This window comes from Pseudomonas sp. Pmew2 (assembly GCF_058129885.1).
In genome coordinates this window covers 2,972,952-2,989,240 of record NZ_CM176702.1, presented here as the reverse complement: position 1 = coordinate 2,989,240, position 16,289 = coordinate 2,972,952, and the positions used below count along the sequence as shown (strand labels likewise).

General features: G+C 58.6%; 19 protein-coding genes. 11 read left to right on the top strand and 8 right to left on the bottom strand.

Annotated features, from left to right (window positions below):
- Nucleotides 1-45: 45 nt before the first annotated feature.
- A complete protein-coding gene (locus tag AC4ANK_RS13660; RefSeq protein ID WP_460382746.1) occupies nucleotides 46-555 on the bottom strand; it encodes a DUF1993 domain-containing protein in 510 nt (169 codons plus the stop codon).
- 154 nt (nucleotides 556-709) lie between these two features.
- Between AC4ANK_RS13660 and AC4ANK_RS13655 the strand changes: the two genes are divergently transcribed.
- Complete coding sequence (locus AC4ANK_RS13655; protein ID WP_002553618.1) at nucleotides 710-1,372, top strand: YceH family protein; 663 nt, start codon at nucleotides 710-712, stop codon at nucleotides 1,370-1,372.
- Between the two features lie 40 nt (nucleotides 1,373-1,412).
- Here the strand turns inward: AC4ANK_RS13655 and AC4ANK_RS13650 are convergent, their stop codons facing one another.
- Nucleotides 1,413-2,228: a shikimate 5-dehydrogenase gene (locus tag AC4ANK_RS13650; protein WP_002553617.1), complete on the bottom strand. Its 816-nt coding sequence runs from the start codon at nucleotides 2,226-2,228 to the stop codon at nucleotides 1,413-1,415.
- Between the two features lie 210 nt (nucleotides 2,229-2,438).
- On the opposite strand from AC4ANK_RS13650, the gene AC4ANK_RS13645 reads away from it, so the two are divergent.
- Nucleotides 2,439-2,795: a hypothetical protein gene (locus tag AC4ANK_RS13645; protein WP_002553616.1), complete on the top strand. Its 357-nt coding sequence runs from the start codon at nucleotides 2,439-2,441 to the stop codon at nucleotides 2,793-2,795.
- A gap of 172 nt (nucleotides 2,796-2,967) precedes the next feature.
- Nucleotides 2,968-3,150 (top strand): hypothetical protein, encoded by a 183-nt coding sequence (locus tag AC4ANK_RS13640; protein ID WP_005733406.1) that lies wholly within the window; start codon nucleotides 2,968-2,970, stop codon nucleotides 3,148-3,150.
- 96 nt (nucleotides 3,151-3,246) lie between these two features.
- On the opposite strand, the gene AC4ANK_RS13635 is transcribed toward AC4ANK_RS13640, so the two are convergent.
- Nucleotides 3,247-3,807, bottom strand: a complete 561-nt coding sequence (locus tag AC4ANK_RS13635) for a hypothetical protein (protein ID WP_005757910.1) — start codon at nucleotides 3,805-3,807, stop codon at nucleotides 3,247-3,249.
- Between the two features lie 267 nt (nucleotides 3,808-4,074).
- Between AC4ANK_RS13635 and pbpG the strand changes: the two genes are divergently transcribed.
- Nucleotides 4,075-5,010 (top strand): D-alanyl-D-alanine endopeptidase, encoded by a 936-nt coding sequence (pbpG, locus tag AC4ANK_RS13630; RefSeq protein WP_002553614.1) that lies wholly within the window; start codon nucleotides 4,075-4,077, stop codon nucleotides 5,008-5,010.
- Nucleotides 5,011-5,081: 71 nt separating this feature from the next.
- Here the strand turns inward: pbpG and AC4ANK_RS13625 are convergent, their stop codons facing one another.
- From AC4ANK_RS13625 to AC4ANK_RS13610, 4 genes are all read right to left on the bottom strand, one after another.
- Nucleotides 5,082-6,512 carry an NAD-dependent succinate-semialdehyde dehydrogenase gene (locus tag AC4ANK_RS13625; protein ID WP_002553613.1) on the bottom strand — a complete coding sequence of 477 codons (1,431 nt, stop codon included), beginning with the start codon at nucleotides 6,510-6,512 and terminating at the stop codon, nucleotides 5,082-5,084.
- Between the two features lie 43 nt (nucleotides 6,513-6,555).
- Nucleotides 6,556-6,951 carry a low affinity iron permease family protein gene (locus tag AC4ANK_RS13620; RefSeq protein ID WP_460382750.1) on the bottom strand — a complete coding sequence of 132 codons (396 nt, stop codon included), beginning with the start codon at nucleotides 6,949-6,951 and terminating at the stop codon, nucleotides 6,556-6,558.
- 232 nt (nucleotides 6,952-7,183) lie between these two features.
- Nucleotides 7,184-8,044, bottom strand: coding sequence for an SDR family oxidoreductase (locus AC4ANK_RS13615; protein WP_002553611.1), 861 nt, complete (start codon nucleotides 8,042-8,044; stop codon nucleotides 7,184-7,186).
- A 105-nt stretch (nucleotides 8,045-8,149) separates the two neighbouring features.
- Nucleotides 8,150-9,289 carry a glutathione-independent formaldehyde dehydrogenase gene (locus tag AC4ANK_RS13610; RefSeq protein ID WP_002553610.1) on the bottom strand — a complete coding sequence of 380 codons (1,140 nt, stop codon included), beginning with the start codon at nucleotides 9,287-9,289 and terminating at the stop codon, nucleotides 8,150-8,152.
- A gap of 271 nt (nucleotides 9,290-9,560) precedes the next feature.
- On the opposite strand from AC4ANK_RS13610, the gene AC4ANK_RS13605 reads away from it, so the two are divergent.
- The 6 genes from AC4ANK_RS13605 (at nucleotide 9,561) to AC4ANK_RS13580 (ending at nucleotide 14,532) form a co-directional block, all read left to right on the top strand.
- A complete protein-coding gene (locus tag AC4ANK_RS13605) occupies nucleotides 9,561-10,151 on the top strand; it encodes an amino acid synthesis family protein (RefSeq protein ID WP_002553609.1) in 591 nt (196 codons plus the stop codon).
- A gap of 49 nt (nucleotides 10,152-10,200) precedes the next feature.
- Nucleotides 10,201-11,049, top strand: coding sequence for an alpha/beta fold hydrolase (locus tag AC4ANK_RS13600; protein WP_002553608.1), 849 nt, complete (start codon nucleotides 10,201-10,203; stop codon nucleotides 11,047-11,049).
- Complete coding sequence (locus tag AC4ANK_RS13595) at nucleotides 11,046-12,527, top strand: aldehyde dehydrogenase (RefSeq protein ID WP_002553607.1); 1,482 nt, start codon at nucleotides 11,046-11,048, stop codon at nucleotides 12,525-12,527. Before AC4ANK_RS13600 ends, AC4ANK_RS13595 begins: the two co-directional genes overlap by 4 nt.
- Before the next feature lie 13 nt (nucleotides 12,528-12,540).
- A complete protein-coding gene (locus AC4ANK_RS13590) occupies nucleotides 12,541-13,026 on the top strand; it encodes a flavin reductase family protein (RefSeq protein WP_002553606.1) in 486 nt (161 codons plus the stop codon).
- A gap of 188 nt (nucleotides 13,027-13,214) precedes the next feature.
- Complete coding sequence (locus AC4ANK_RS13585) at nucleotides 13,215-13,967, top strand: GntR family transcriptional regulator (RefSeq protein WP_002553605.1); 753 nt, start codon at nucleotides 13,215-13,217, stop codon at nucleotides 13,965-13,967.
- Between the two features lies 1 nt (nucleotide 13,968).
- Nucleotides 13,969-14,532, top strand: coding sequence for an NUDIX hydrolase (locus tag AC4ANK_RS13580; protein ID WP_002553604.1), 564 nt, complete (start codon nucleotides 13,969-13,971; stop codon nucleotides 14,530-14,532).
- Between the two features lie 51 nt (nucleotides 14,533-14,583).
- On the opposite strand, the gene AC4ANK_RS13575 is transcribed toward AC4ANK_RS13580, so the two are convergent.
- On the bottom strand, nucleotides 14,584-14,874 hold the full coding sequence (locus AC4ANK_RS13575) for a DUF1330 domain-containing protein (RefSeq protein ID WP_031595592.1): 291 nt from the start codon (nucleotides 14,872-14,874) through the stop codon (nucleotides 14,584-14,586).
- A gap of 94 nt (nucleotides 14,875-14,968) precedes the next feature.
- Here AC4ANK_RS13575 and ribBA point away from each other — a divergent pair, with 94 nt between their 5' ends.
- Complete coding sequence (ribBA, locus tag AC4ANK_RS13570) at nucleotides 14,969-16,078, top strand: bifunctional 3,4-dihydroxy-2-butanone-4-phosphate synthase/GTP cyclohydrolase II (RefSeq protein ID WP_002553603.1); 1,110 nt, start codon at nucleotides 14,969-14,971, stop codon at nucleotides 16,076-16,078.
- The last annotated feature ends 211 nt before the right edge of the window (nucleotides 16,079-16,289 follow it).

Sequence of the window (16,289 nt, the reverse complement as noted above, 5' to 3'; positions counted from 1 at the left end):
AGGGACAAGAAGATCAGCGAGGCTTCAGCCCCGCACTTTTCAGAATCAGAACTTGCCCATGAAGTCACGCTTGCCGATTTCAACGCCGTTATGGCGCAGCAGGTCGTAAGCGGTGGTGACATGGAAGAAGAACTGCGGCAAGGCGTAGCTGAGCAGATAAGCCTGACCGTTCAGACGCTTTTCCTTTTCGGTGCCGGTACGCAGGACGATTTCGATACCTTCCTTGCCGTCGACCTGCTCGGGCGTGATGCTGCCGATGAACGCAAGCGTCTTGGCAAGCAGTGCCTGCAGTTCGGCAAAGGTGGTTTCGGTGTCATCGTATTGCGGGATCTCGACGCCTGCCAGGCGGGCCGAAGCACCCTTGGCAAAATCGACGGCAATCTGCACCTGACGGGTAAAAGGCAACATGTCCGGGAACAGACGCGCCTGCAGCAGCGCTGGCGGCTGGATTTTCTTCTCGGTCGCGTAGGCTTCGGCCTTGGTCAGAACATCGCTCAGCGCATTGAGCATTTGCTGAAAGACAGGAATGGAAGCGGCGTACAGGGAAATAGACATGACATATCCTGATTGAGAAAGGCGCAATTATAGACCCACCTGATGGCAAACACCGTGACACTTTTTAGCGACCCTGCAGATCAGTGCAACAGACACTGGCAATAATGTGCGCCACGCCCTACGCTGATCCACCGCCATCACTCAGGGAAGCGTCATGTCCATTGAATCGTCCTCCTCCGAATCCTCCCCGAATGCCGACGCCCTGCACCTCAACAGCTCTGAAGTGCGTGTTCTGGGCTGCCTGATCGAGAAACAGGCGACCAACCCGGAAACCTACCCGCTGACCCTTAATGCACTGGTACTTGCCTGCAACCAGAAGACCAGTCGCGATCCGGTCATGAGTCTGACTCCGGGCCAGGTCGGGCAGAGCCTGCGCGCTCTTGAGGGTCGAGGCCTGACGCGTCTGGTGATGGGCAGTCGCGCTGATCGCTGGGAGCACCGGGTCGACAAGGCCGTTGAGCTGGTCCCCGCGCAGGTGATACTGACCGGCCTGTTGCTGCTGCGCGGCCCGCAAACCGTCAGCGAACTGCTCACGCGCAGTCACCGTATGCACGATTTCGAGGACAGCGAGCAACTCATCCATCAACTGGAACGGCTCATCGCCAGAAGCCTGGCGATGCTCGTACCCCGCCAGCCCGGTCAACGGGAAGATCGTTACATGCACCTGCTGGGCGACCCGGATGATCTGCAAGAGCTGCTTGCAGCCCGACAACACGCGCCTGAGCGTAATGCGGCAAACCCGGCTGCCAGCCAGCGTCTTGATGAGCTGGAAGCGCGCGTCGCTGCCCTTGAAGAGCGCCTTGCCAGACTGGAGTGATGCCCGGCGTTCCCCGTCCGGCCCGGCGCGCAGGCTAAGGCTATACAGCCCTGGCGAACGCCGCAGCCTGTTGATACTGCTCATCGGTCGGGCGGACGCCGGTATACAGCACAAACTGTTCCAGTGCCTGGATAGCCGCGACTTCATCGCCGCTCACGACGCGCTTGCCCAGGCGACGTGCAGCCTGGATCAGCGGCGTTTCGGCCGGGGTGGCCACCACATCGAAAATCGTCTCGGCCGCATCGATGGCCTGCAAGTCAAACGACAACTCGTCAGCCTGGGCACCTTGCATGCCCAGCGGCGTGACGTTGACCAGCAAAGGTGGTCGCGCGCTTCCCAGCTCCGCCTGCCAGCGAAAGCCACACGCCTCGGCCAGGCGTCGACCGGCCTGCTCGTTGCGGGCCACGATCAGGCCATCGGTGAAACCCGCATCGCGCAACGCGAACGCAACCGCCTTGGCCATGCCCCCGCTGCCGCGCAGGGCAAATGCGCTACGAGGGACGACGTGGCTCTCCATGAGTTGCGCAACCGCGATGTAATCCGTGTTGAACGCCTTCAAATGCCCGTCGGTGTTGACGATGGTATTGATCGACTGGATGGCGGCGGCGGAAGCATCAAGTTCGTCGACCAGTTCAATGCAGGCTTCCTTGAACGGCATCGAAACCGCACTGCCACGTATCCCCAGCGACCGAATACCCGCCACGGCAGCGGCAAGGTCATTGGGTGAGAAGGTCTTGTAATAGAAGTTAAGGCCCAACTGCTGATAAAGATGATTGTGGAAACGCACGCCAAAGTTGCCGGGACGGGCGGCCATGGACATGCACAACAATGTGTCTCTGTTTGCAGTAATGGGCATACGGGTTTCCTCCAGACGGTAATGGCTTGAATATTCGATAAAAGCGTATGCTACGCACCAGTGAACGCGAGGACACGCGCCGCACACCTTACATAAAATTTACTCAGCACTTTCGCAGATTCTTACAATTTCGATGTCATAGTGTTATCCCGTGGCAGTGCTTGAGAGTGATGCAGGCGCGCGACAACGGGTTGAGAGCGAGGAACAATCATGATTCGTCAAATCCCCAAGATCGCCTTGTTTGTAGGTGCCCTGGCCCTTGCTGGCCAGGCGAATGCTGACCGTGGCTGGGGTGGCCCTGCCGTGGTAGGTGCTATCGTAGGCGCTGCCGTTGTCGGGGCGGCGGTATCTTCAAGTCGCGATAGAACCGTGTACGTAGAGCGCGAGCCGGTTTATGTGCAACAACAGCCGGTCTACTACGCACCACCACCGGTCTATTATCAGCCGGCCCCGGTCTACCAGGTTGTCGAGCGCTACCCACCGCCTCCACCGCCAGGCTACTACCATCGCTACGGGCCACCCCCAGGCCCGGGCTATTACTACGGCCCGCCACGCGGCCGCTGGTAACCGAACAAAAAACCCGCCTCTTCAGGCGGGTTTTTCATTGGTGTGCTCACACTATCGCCTGCCGATGCAATGTGCCCGACCCTCGTTGCTATCAATGACCACTATTGAGACTGTCGATTTCTACCTTTCCCGATCGGCCACTACAGTAGCGGCATGGATTGAGGAGGCAGTTATGACCAAGGTACACATCATGTCCGTCGTCGGCAGTGCAGTTCCAGCGCCGCTCAGAGAGCGAGGTCTGCTGGCCTGCTGGTACCTGATTCAGGATGGCGAGCCGGTCAGCGGCCCTCTGGCGTCTTTGCCTGTCGCCGAAGAGCTGTCCCGACGAATGCAGTGCCAGCCCCTCAACAGCTGATTTTTTCTGCGAACCTCGTGCGTTGCTCCGCACATCCCCTTGCCCGCCTCTTTGAAGGCGGGCTTTTTTTGAGCCAGGGAAAGCAGACGATCCGCCTCAGCCGCGCTCGGCCATAGCGGCATTGACCTGACAACGATGCGCCAGCTTCTGCAGGCGCTTTTCCAGTGCCATGAACACCACACGATCGGTCCGACCACTGTCGAGTTCATCGATCAGGTCATTGGCAACCTGACGCAACTCGTGAGCCAGCACCACGCGATCATCGTTCAGGTCCTGTTTGTGAGACTCGAACAAACGATGCAGGTAATCCTGCAATGTGTATTTCAAGCTGTGCCGGTCAGTGGCGCGTAGGTGCGTCAGGTTGAGACTGATACGGCCCTGCAATTCGCTTAGCTCGCCACACAGATACTGCATGCGCCGTGCGTAGCCAACTTCGCGGTCACGTACCTGCTTGCGCGCCTGCTCCGCTTCCTGCTTGCGCTGAATGGCGGGTACAGCCACGGCAACCATCAAACCGACGATCAGGCCAATGGCCTGCATCCAGCCTGCCCAGTCACTGGGGCGTGATGTAAAGCCGACACCCAGCAGCAGGATGACAACCAGCGAAGCGATGATCACCAATACTGCGTAATCCTTGCTGACAAACCCCTTGAGCATTGCATGACTCCTTGAATCGGTGACCTGAATGGCATGGAATGCTAATCGGTGCAGGCCTTTCACACCACGACTATTCAATTGTGGTTCGGTTTTAAACAGGTTTGAGAGCAAAAAGCCACTTAACCGCAACTTAACGAAATCCCGTTTCCTGCATTTATTAATGAAACGCCCTACGACACCCATCGACATACCGCAAAGTCTGCTCATAAAATGCAGCGTTTTGACGCGATCCCTTCCATTACCACCTTTATCGAGTGAGCCTTGCTCTTGAAAATTCGTCTGTCTCTTCTGGGCCTATTATTTGTACTTACCGGCCCGGCGCTTTCCACTACCACGCTGGCAAACGAATCCGCTGTTCTGAATCGTGATCCTTCCAATCTGCACCTCGCCTCAGGCAGCGCAATGGTCATCGACCTGCAAACCGACAAGGTCCTGTACTCCAGCAACCCGGACGTGATTGTGCCAATTGCCTCGGTCACCAAACTGATGACCGCGATGGTAGTCCTTGATGCCAAACAATCGATGGACGAAGTCATACCGGTCAATATCTCCCAGACCCCGGAAATGAAAGGTGTCTTCTCCCGGGTTAAACTCGGCAGCGAAATGAACCGCCGCGACATGTTGCTGATCACCCTGATGTCGTCGGAAAACCGCGCTGCGGCGAGCCTGGCGCACAGCTATCCCGGTGGTTATCCCGCGTTCATTCTGGCGATGAATGCCAAGGCCAAGGCACTGGGCATGAAACATACCGCGTATGTCGAACCTACCGGCCTGTCGGTTTACAACGTATCCACCGCACGCGACCTCACCAAGCTGGTGATGGCGGCACGCAAATACCCGATGCTCAGTGAACTGAGCACCACCGAGCAAAAGACGGTGACGTTCCGCAAACCGACCTACACCCTGGGTTTCAGCAACACCGACCACCTGGTGCGCAAGGACAACTGGGATATCAAACTGACCAAAACCGGCTTTACCAATCAGGCCGGCCACTGCCTTGTGCTGCTGACCAGCATGGCCAATCGTCCGGTTTCCGTGGTTATTCTCGATGCTTTCGGCAAGTACACCCACTTCGCTGACGCCAGCCGTATACGCAAGTGGATGGAAACCGGCCAGAGCGGCCCGGCACCTGAAGTTGCCCTGCAGTACAAGAAAGAAAAGAATCTGGTCATGAGACAGACCGGTATTCAGGCCAAAGACTGACGGGTACGTGCGCCAAAAAAACGGTCGCGATGCTTGCACATCGCGACCGTTTTTATTTACCCGTTGCGCACTCAGTTGTACTGAGTGACCAGCTTGGTGTTCAGGTAAGCCTCAATGGCCTCGGTGCCGCCTTCGGAACCGTAACCGGAATCCTTGATCCCGCCGAACGGGACTTCCGGCAAGCCGATACCCTGATGGTTGATCGACAGCATGCCCGCCTCAATGTAAGTACTCAGCGCCTGAGCGGTCTTCATCGAGGTCGTGAACGCGTAGGACGCCAACCCGAACGGCACCCGGTTGGATTCGGCAATAGCCTCTTCAACCGTGTCGAACGGCACCAGCAGCGCAACCGGCCCGAAAGGTTCTTCGTTCATGATGCGCATTTGCGGTGTCAGGCCACTCAATACGGTTGGCTCGAAGAAATAGCCCGGCCCCTCGACAGCCTTGCCTCCGGCAGACAGGGTTGCACCGCCACGCACAGCGTCTTCGATCAGATCGACCAGCGCAGGAATACGTCGCTCGTTGGCTACCGGCCCCATCGTGGTGCCCGCCTCCAGACCGTTGCCGACCTTGATCTCGCGGGTCAGGCCCACAAATCTCTCGGTGAACGCATCCAGCACCTTGCGTTGCACCAGAATCCGCGTCGGCGATACGCAGACCTGTCCGGCATTGCGGAACTTCGCGGTGGCCAGCACGCGCGCAGCGAGGTCGATATCAGCGTCATCGAACACCAGTGCCGGCGCATGACCACCCAGCTCCATGGTTGCCCGCTTCATATGTTTCCCGGCGAGCGCAGCCAGTTGCTTGCCGACCGGTGTCGAACCGGTAAACGTGACCTTGCGAATCACCGGATGCGGGATCAGGTAGCCAGAGATTTCAGCCGGATCACCGTAGACCAGACCAATCACGCCTGCCGGAACACCGGCATCGGCAAACGCCCGAATCAGCTCGGCAGGCGACGCCGGAGTTTCTTCCGGAGCCTTGACGATGATCGAGCACCCGGCTGCCAGTGCAGACGACAACTTGCGCACCACCTGATTGATCGGAAAATTCCACGGTGTGAACGCCGCAACAGGACCGACCGGCTCCTTGACGACCTTCTGCTCAATGGCCACGCCACGCGAAGGCACGATACGGCCATAGCTGCGACGCCCTTCCTCGGCCAGCCAGTCGATGACATCAGCGGCAGAAAGGGTTTCCATCCGCGCCTCGGTCAAGGGCTTGCCCTGCTCCTGGGTCATGATCCGGGCAATGTTGTCGGCACGCTCGCGAATCAGGTTCGCGGCTTTCTGCATCAGCTTGTAGCGATCATAGGCCGAGGTGGCGCGCCAGGTGGCAAAGCCACGCTCGGCCGCCGCCAGGGCTTCGTCAAGGTCGGTGATACCGGCATGTGCCACACTGCCCAGCGACTGGCCGGTTGCAGGGTCTATGACCGGAATGGAACGGCCATCGCGGCTCGCGCGCCATTGGCCATCGATATAAAGCTGTACGTCTGGATACATGAAAATCTCCATAGGTAATTGAAAAAACGGCGTTACTGAGCGATCAGACTCGCTGCTCGGCACCAGCCATTGGCAAAGGGGCCTCGATGTCGTGCTCGCCGCCCATGGCTTCGTATTTCTTGCGCAGGGCCCTGAGGTCCTTCTGCGTGAGGCCGTCGAGGTTCAGCAACGAGTTCTGCGCATCCTTGATCACGCGCAACAGCTCGTCGACTTTCAGGTGCAAGACGTCGTTGTCACGGTTCTGCGTATTCTGGATCAAGAACACCATAAGGAAGGTAATGATGGTAGTCGACGTATTGATGATCAACTGCCAGGTATCGTTGTAGTGAAACCACGGACCGGTGAATGCCCAGAGACAAATAAGCACGACGGCTGAAGCAAAAGTGGCCGGGCTGCCGGCCCATTTCGAAAGGGATTGGGAAAATCTGGAGAACTTCATTAACAACTGCCTGAACACGGAATGTCTTACATGGACACCGCTAACGCATTGAAATTTCTTGCAACAGTTGGATCCGTTCAGCTTACTGACAGGCTTCAATGCCTATTCAAACCCGGAAAGGTGTGTATCCACAGTGACACCGGACCATTCATCGCGCCTGAAATATCACGCCTGATGCGGGAGAAACGGCACCCGCCGGGCACCGCTTCAACCGCACAAACGTTCTATGAATTCACAGGATCGGCTTGCCGCCCGTCACTGCATAGCGCGAGCCGGAAATGTAACTGGCTTCGTCCGAGGCCAGCAAAACGTAGATGGGCGAAACTTCCACCGGCTGACCTGGACGGCCCAGCGGGGTCTCGCTGCCGAAGCTTTTGACGTCTTCGTCGGTCATGGTCGCCGGGATGAGTGGCGTCCAGATCGGGCCAGGGGCCACGCTGTTCACGCGGATACCCTTGTCGCCCAGCAACTGCGCCAGGCCACCGGTGAAATTGGCAATCGCGCCTTTGGTGGTCGCATACGCCAGCAGCGTCGGTTTGGGCATGTCCGAATTGACCGAACTGGTGTTGATGATCGAACCACCCCTCGGCATATGCGGGACCGCGGCTTTGCAGATACGAAACATCGCAGTGATGTTGATATCGAAGGTCTTGACCCACTCTTCGTCGGAGATTTCTTCCAGCGTCTCGTGATTCATCTGGAACGCGGCGTTGTTGACCAGCACATCGATACGGCCAAATTCAGCCACCGTCTTGCTCACGATGTCTTCGCACTGTTGCTTCTGGGCCAGATCACCCGGCAACAGCAGACACTTCCTGCCGGCCTCTTCGACCCAGCGCTTGGTTTCTTCCGCGTCTTCATGCTCGTTCAGGTACGAGATTGCAACCTGCGCGCCTTCTCGTGCAAAGGCTATGGCGACAGCGCGACCGATGCCGCTATCGGCACCGGTGATCAATGCAATCTTGCCCTGCAGGCGCCCGGAGCCCTTGTAGCTTTTTTCGCCGCAATCCGGATAAGGGTCCATCTTACCCTGCAACCCTGGAACCTCTTGCGGCTGACTGGCAAACGGTGGCTTTGGGTATTCTTCGTTCATCTGAATAAATCTCCCTGGCTCAATAAAAACTGACTGAAAAAATAGCGCTGCCCCTTGTCGCCGGGCACGGCCAAAGACGACAAGGGGGTTGATCAGTTGCAGCGATCAGGCACTCGGCTTGAGAACCACTTTGGTCCAACCTTCATCGCGCGCGTCGAAATGCTGATAGGCCGCAGGACCTTCCTCAAGTTTCAGACGATGGGAAATGATCTGCGAAGGCTTGGCCCGATCATGGTGGATCAACTCGGCCAGGCGACGGTTGTAGGCTTTGACGTTGGCCTGTCCGGTGCGAATCTGCTGGCCTTTGAACCAGAACGAGCCGAAATCGAAGGCCATTTTGCCTTCCTTCGCCAGATCGTTATGCGCGCCCGGGTCCTGTGGCACGAAAACACCCACGACACCGATACCGCCAGTGGCCTTGGTCGAGGCCACGAGGTTGTTCATGGTGACGTGATTGGCCTCATGCCCATGACGGTCGCAACACTGATAACCCACGCACTCGCAACCACGATCGGTGCCTTTGCCATTGGTCAGATTGAGAATCTGATCCACCGCACCCTGCTCCAGCGAATTGATCGGCGTCGCGCCCATTTTCGCTGCAAGTGCCAGGCGATCCGGGTGGTTGTCGACCACGAATACTTGCGAAGCACCCTTGATCATTGCCGAGTGCGCAGCCATCAGACCAACCGGACCGGCGCCATAGATAGCAACGCTTTCGCCAGGCAGCAGCCCGGCTAGCTCGGTGGCATGCCAACCGGTAGGAAAGATGTCCGAGAGCATGACGTAGTCTTCTTCACGCTCGGCAGCATCTTCAGGCAACAGCAGGCAGTTGAAGTCGGCGTACGGCACGCGCAACAGCTCGGCCTGGCCACCTTCATGATCGCCCATGTCGGCAAAGCCGTAAGCCGCACCCGCGCTGCCCGGGTTGGCGGTCAGGCAATAACCGGTCAGGCCCTTCTCACAGTTTTCGCAAAAGCCGCAGCCAATATTGAACGGCAGGCACACCCAGTCGCCCACTTTGATGCGGTCGACCCCGGCGCCGACTTCGATCACCTGGCCGAGGTTCTCATGGCCGAAAATGCGCCCGGTCTCGAAAGACGTGCGGCCTTCGTACATGTGCAGGTCCGAGCCACAGATGTTGGTGGAGGTCACTCGGACAAGAGCATCTGTTGGCTTCTGGATCTTCGCATCCGGTACGTTTTTGACACTGACGTCACGCGGACCGCCATAGACGATGGCTTTCATGTTCTGAGTTTCCTTAGGTGAAAAATTCGGTAGAGCTTTTTAAGGCTCACCGAATATCTGTCACGACCAGAAGACGCCTGTTCAAAGTGATTGCCTTCATACCTGACGAGTGGTCATTGATGAGCGCGAGCCAGAGCGGTTCGTGCGTATTGATCCGGGAATATGAGATGAGTCACGGCCCCTGTATTCACCGCAAAGAAAGCATTTGCACGCCTAATCTTATGGTATACCATCATACGAAATACAAAAGCACTCACTCCGGGAGTCGTTCATGGGTTTTGAAATTCGCAAGATCGTCACGTACACCGAAGAAACCTTTATCGAGGGCGGCAAGGCCGCCGACAAGCCGGTCACCATGATCGGGCTGGCGGCCGTGATCAAGAACCCTTGGCTGGGCCGTGGTTTCGTCGAAGACCTGAAACCGGAGATTCGCGCCAACTGCTCCGCACTGGGCGAGTTGATGGTCAAGCGCCTCACCGATGCGATTGGCGGCGCGCAGAACATCGAGGCCTACGGCAAGGCTGCAGTGGTCGGGGCGGAAGGCGAAATCGAACACGCTTCGGCGGTGATCCATACCTTGCGCTTTGGCAACCACTACCGCGAAGCGGTCAAGGCCAAGAGCTACCTGAGCTTTACCAATAAGCGCGGTGGCCCAGGCACGTCCATCCAGATTCCGATGATGCACAAGGATGATGAAGGCCTGCGCTCGCACTACATCACGCTGGAGATGCACATCGAAGATTCGCCCCGTGCCGACGAAATCATCGTAGTCCTCGGTGCCGCCAACGGCGGACGCCTGCACCCGCGGATCGGCAATCGTTATATCGACCTGGAAGAACTGGCTGCCGAAAAGGCTCAGTAATCGCAAAAAGCTGCGATCAATCTTCTTAACCTCTGCGCAGGAGCGGTCCATGATTCAGCTCACCGCTGAACACACCCCGGCGGGTACCAGCTATCTGGCTACCGGCCAAGGTCACCCCGTGGTGTTGATTCACGGGGTGGGCCTGAACAAGGAAATGTGGGGCGGCCAGATCGTTGGCCTGGCCACGAATTATCAGGTAATCGCTTATGACATGCTCGGCCATGGTGCCAGCCCGCGTCCGGACCCGGACACTGGCCTTCCGGGCTATGCCGAGCAACTTCGTGAGTTGCTGGAGCATTTGCAACTGCCCCAGGCGACGGTTGTCGGCTTCTCGATGGGCGGGCTGGTGGCCAGGGCATTCGCGCTGGAGTTTCCGAAGCTTCTCGCCGGGTTGGTGATTCTCAACAGCGTGTTCAACCGCAGCCCTGAACAGCGTGCAGGCGTCATTGCGCGCACCAGCCAGGCCGCCGAGCACGGGCCGGACGCTAACGCAGGCGAAGCTTTGTCACGCTGGTTCAGCCGTGAGTATCAGGCGGCCAACCCGGCGCAGATTGCGGCCATTCGGCAGAATCTGGCCAGTAACGATCCGCAAGGCTACCTGACTACCTACAAGCTGTTTGCTACCCAGGATATGTACCGCGCCGAAGATCTGGGCGATATTCGCGCACCGACTCTGATTGCCACTGGCGAACTTGACCCTGGATCAACGCCGGAAATGGCCCGTGAGCTGGCCATGCGCATCAGCGGTGCCGAAGTCGCGATACTGCCCGATCAACGCCATATGATGCCGGTTGAGTCGCCGCGCCTGGTCAACCAGGTGTTACTCGACTTCTTTGAAAAAACCGGTCTCGACAAATTGGCGACTGCCCACAACTCGATCAAGGGGATAGTTGCATGAGCCTTACCCGCTTTCAGATGTGCATCGACGGCCAATGGGTCGATGCGTTGTCCGGCAAGACTTTCGACAGCCTCAACCCGGCGCTGGCTGAACCGTGGGCGCAACTGCCCGACGCCGACGAAGCCGATGTCGAACGTGCTGTGCAGGCTGCTCAGAAAGCCTTCGAGGGCCCAGCGTGGCGAGGCCTTACCGCCACGGCACGCGGCAAGCTGCTGCGCAAACTGGGCGACCTGATTGCAGATAACAAAGAGCAACTGGCGCAGCTGGAAAGCCGCGACAATGGCAAGCTGATTCGCGAAACCCGTGGTCAGGTCAGTTACCTGCCGGAGTTCTTTCATTACACCGCCGGGCTGGCTGACAAGCTCGAGGGCGGCACCCTGCCCCTCGACAAGCCGGACCTGTTCGCCTACACCGTGCATGAGCCGATGGGCGTGGTCGCCGGAATCATTCCGTGGAACAGCCCGTTGTACCTGACCGCCATCAAGCTGGCCCCGGCGCTGGCGGCGGGCAATACCATCGTCCTAAAGCCATCGGAACACGCCTCGGCCACCGTGCTTGAGCTGGCGCGGCTGGCGCTTGAAGCGGGTATCCCGCCCGGCGTGGTCAACGTCATCACCGGTTACGGCCCGACAACAGGCGCTGCACTGACCCGCCACCCGCTGGTGCGCAAGATTGCCTTTACCGGTGGCGCGGCCACGGCTCGCCACGTGGTACGCAGCAGCGCCGAGAATTTCGCCAAACTGTCATTGGAACTCGGCGGAAAATCACCGAATATCATTTTCGCCGACGCCGATCTGGACAGTGCTATCAATGGTGCGGTCGCAGGCATCTATGCAGCGTCCGGGCAAAGCTGTGTTTCCGGCTCGCGACTGCTGGTGCAGGACGAAATCTACGATGAGTTCATTGAACGCCTGGCCGAGCGCGCCAGTCGTATCCGGATCGGCAATCCGCAGGATGAAACTACCGAAATGGGTCCGATGGCCACAGCCCAGCAACTGGCCGTGGTAGAAGGCCTGGTGGCGGACGCGCTGGCCGAAGGTGCACGCCTGCGTCTGGGCGGCAAGCGCCCGAGGCTGGACAGCAAAGGCTGGTTCTATGAACCTACGCTGTTCGAATGCGACCGCAACTCGATGAAAATCATGCAGGAAGAAGTGTTCGGCCCGGTGGCATCGGTGATTCGTTTCAAGGACGAAGCGGAGGCGCTGGCCATTGCCAACGACTCACAGTTCGGCCTGGCTGCCGGAATCTGGACCCGTGACCTGGGCCGTGCGCATCGCCTGGCGCGGGATATTCGCTCGGGTATCATCTGGGTCAACACCTATCGTGCCGTGTCGGCCATGGCGCCTATCGGCGGTTTCAAAAACAGCGGCTACGGCCGCGAGAGCGGGATAGACTCCGTACTGGCCTACACCGAACTGAAAACGGTGTGGATCAACCTTTCGCAGGCGCCCATGCCTGATCCATTTGTCATGCGTTAACGAGGCCGCTGCGATGATCGAACCGAGTATCTACAAAGAAGTCATGGCGTCATTCCCTTCAGGCGTCACGATTGTCACCACGCTGGACCCCGAGGGCAATCTGGTCGGTATCACCGCCAGTGCGTTCAGTGCGCTGTCCATCGACCCGGCGCTGGTGCTGTTCTGCCCCAACTACGCATCGGACACTTACCCGGTGCTGCGCGACAGCAAAAAATTCGCCATTCACTTGCTGTCTGCCGACCAGCAGGTCGAAGCCTATGCGTTCGCCAGCAAGGGCAAGGACAAGACCAAAGGCATCGAGTGGCACTTGAGCGAGCTGGGCAACCCGCTGCTGGGCAAGGCAACCGCCATCATTGAATGCGAGCTGTGGCGCGAATACGACGGTGGCGATCATGCAATCATTGTCGGCGCAGTGAAAAACCTGATCCTGCCCGCTGTACCAGTCACACCAATGGTTTATCACCGCGGCAAGATGGGCGCACTGCCAGCCATCGTCTGAGGCTGCGCCGGGCGGTTTTGGTGGTTGCAGGCATCGGCGTGATAAACTCGGCCGCGACCCGGGTTCATCCGTCCGGGCCATGCAGCAGCCCGCGTGGTTCGTGGGCTGCCGACATGAGCGAGACTTTGTTTCCAGCCACGGTTTCCAGTCACGTTTTTACTTTGACAGCCCCATTCCGAGCACACCCGATGAAACGCCTGCCACTCGATGACACCTTCAAGGTCAACCGCAACCCCGTCACCCTGCGGGAGATTGTGCTGGACAAGCTGCGCAGCGCGATCATGAATTTTCAGCTGCTGCCGGGCGATCGTCTGGTCGAGCGTGATCTGTGTGACCGTCTGGGCGTCAGCCGCACCTCGGTGCGCGAGGCGCTGCGCCATCTGGAATCCGAAGGCCTGGTCGAGTTCGCCGATGCCAAGGGCCCGCGCGTTGCCATTATCACCCTGGCAGACGCGTGCGATATCTACGAGCTGCGGTGCGTACTGGAGGGCCTGATTGTTCAGCTGTTCACCCTGCGCGCCAAGCCCAAGGACATTCGCGCCCTGGAAAAAGCCCTGGAGGAAAATCGCCAGGCGCTCAAGGAAGGCGAGCTGCAGCAAGTGATCGATTCGGTTCAGGGTTTCTATGATGTGCTGCTGGAAGGCTCCGGTAATCACGTCGCCGCAACGCAGCTGCGTCAGTTGCAGGCGCGCATCAGCTATTTGCGCGCCACCTCGGTCTCCCAGGAAAACCGCCGCGGTGCGAGCAACAAGGAAATGGAACTGATGGTCGAGGCCATCAAGAGCGGCGACCCCATGGCCGCGCATCAGGCCTCGGTCGATCACGTGCGCAACGCCGCACGCGTGGCACTGGAATATTTGAAATCCAAGCAGGACGAAGACACCAAAGTCCGCGAAATCATCGCGCCCGTGGCACTCAAAGAACCCCGCATAGGGCGCTGACATGGTCACACCGCGCTTCTGCCCTCAATGCGGATGCGCTGACCTGGCTCAGCGCGTCCCCGAGGGCGATACCCACGCGCGGTTGATATGCGGCGGCTGCCAGTACATTCATTACGTCAACCCGAAGATCATTGCCGGCTGCATCATCGAGCAGGAAGGCAAATATCTGCTGTGCCAACGCGCCATACCGCCGCGCCCCGGCACCTGGACACTGCCTGCCGGGTTCATGGAAAGCGGCGAAACCACCGAGCAGGCGGCGCTGCGTGAGGTCTGGGAAGAAACCGGAGTGCTTGCCGAAATCGTCTCGCCCTACTCCATCTTCAGCGTGCCGCGGATCAGCGAAGTCTACATCGTGTTCCGTGCCATCGCCCTGGAAGTCACCGGCCAGTTCGGCCCGGAAACCCTGGACTACCAATTCTTCGCCCCTGAAGACATCCCGTGGGACAGCATCTATTACCCCGCCATCCGCCAGATACTGGAACGCTATATCGAAGAGCGTCAGGCGGGGGTGTATGGCATCTACATCGGCAACGACGACACCGGCAAGGTGCATTTTATTCGTTAAGTGCAGCTCCAGGCGAAGCAGTCCGGGCCGCACCTGGATTTTGCCTGCTGCTCAAGGCTGCCCCTCGACTATCACGATTTCGGCCTTGGCTGCGCCCTGTCGATGGCTCATGGCGTTCTGGTATTGCGGCGAGTGATAGCACGCAACTGCCTGCTCGTACGACTCGAATTCGATAATCACCGTGCGTTGTGGCGTCGCACGCCCTTCCAGCGCTTCGGAACGCCCGCCCCTCGCCAGAAATTTGCCACCAAACAACACGAACGCTGCCGGGGCACGCTGGGTGTATTCAGTGTACTGCTGAGAGTCAGTTACATCGACGTGTGCAATCCAATAAGCCTTCATCGTGATCTCACTGTTTCAATGATGGGGAATCTGTGAAATATTCTGTCTTATGGTATACCACGACTCGTTTACCCATAAAACCGGGATACTGAACATGGCATTCGACCGCATCGAAGACATTATTGAAGACTACCGCCTGGGCAAGATGGTTTTGCTGGTTGATGACGAAGACCGGGAAAACGAAGGCGATCTGCTGCTTGCCGCTGATTGCTGTTCAGCACAGGCAATCAGCTTTATGGCCCGGGAAGCACGCGGGCTGATTTGCCTGACGCTGACCGATGAGCACTGTCAGCGTCTGGGCCTGGAGCAAATGGTGCCGAGCAAAGGCAGTGTCTTCGCCACCGCGTTCACGGTGTCCATCGAAGCGACAACGGGCGTGACCACTGGCATCAGCGCGGCAGATCGTGCGCGTACCGTTCAGGCCGCCGTCAACCCGCACGCAGTACCGGAAGACCTGGTGCAGCCGGGTCATATTTTCCCGTTACGCGCGCGTGACGGCGGTGTTCTGACCCGCGCCGGGCACACTGAAGCGGGCTGCGATCTGGCACGTATGGCTGGTTTTACCCCCGCCTCGGTGATTGTCGAGGTCATGAATGACGACGGCACAATGGCGCGTCGCCCTGATCTGGAGCTGTTCGCCGAAAAACACGGAATCCGTATCGGTACCATCGCCGACCTGATCCATTACCGGCTTAGCACCGAGCACACCATCGTCAGGATTGGGGAGCGCGACCTGCCCACGGTACACGGCACCTTCCGCCTGTTCAGCTACGAAGACCGCATCGAAGGTGGCGTACACATGGCCATGGTGATGGGTGATATCCGCCGCGACGACCCTACTCTGGTGCGCGTGCATGTGGTCGACCCGTTGCGCGACCTGGTCGGCGCCGAATACACCGGCCCGTCGAACTGGACGCTCTGGGCCGCGCTGCAACGGGTGGCGCAAGAAGGTCGCGGCGTGGTCGTGGTGCTGGCCAATCACGAGTCCTCACAGGCGTTGCTGGAGCGAATTCCGCAACTTACCCAGCCGCCGCGCCAATACACTCGCTCGCAATCGCGTATCTATTCCGAGGTCGGTACTGGCGCTCAGATCTTGCAGGATCTGGGTGTCGGCAAACTGCGCCACCTCGGCCCGCCACTGAAATACGCAGGTTTGACCGGCTACGATCTGGAAGTGATTGAAAATATTCCGTTTCCCGGCTGACCGGCAAAAGTACCACGGGCACGCCCCACGGCCTCCGCTCGGCAACCGCATGGGTTTACCGCAAAAACACTCGATGAAGGCATTTTGACAGGGCAAAACGCTTGCAGAAAGTTTGGAATACCATAATATGACATTCCATAAAAACACGATTTAGTCAGGCGCGCCCGCCAAGGGACAGCACTAATAACAGCTCCTGACCTGTACCAGGTTT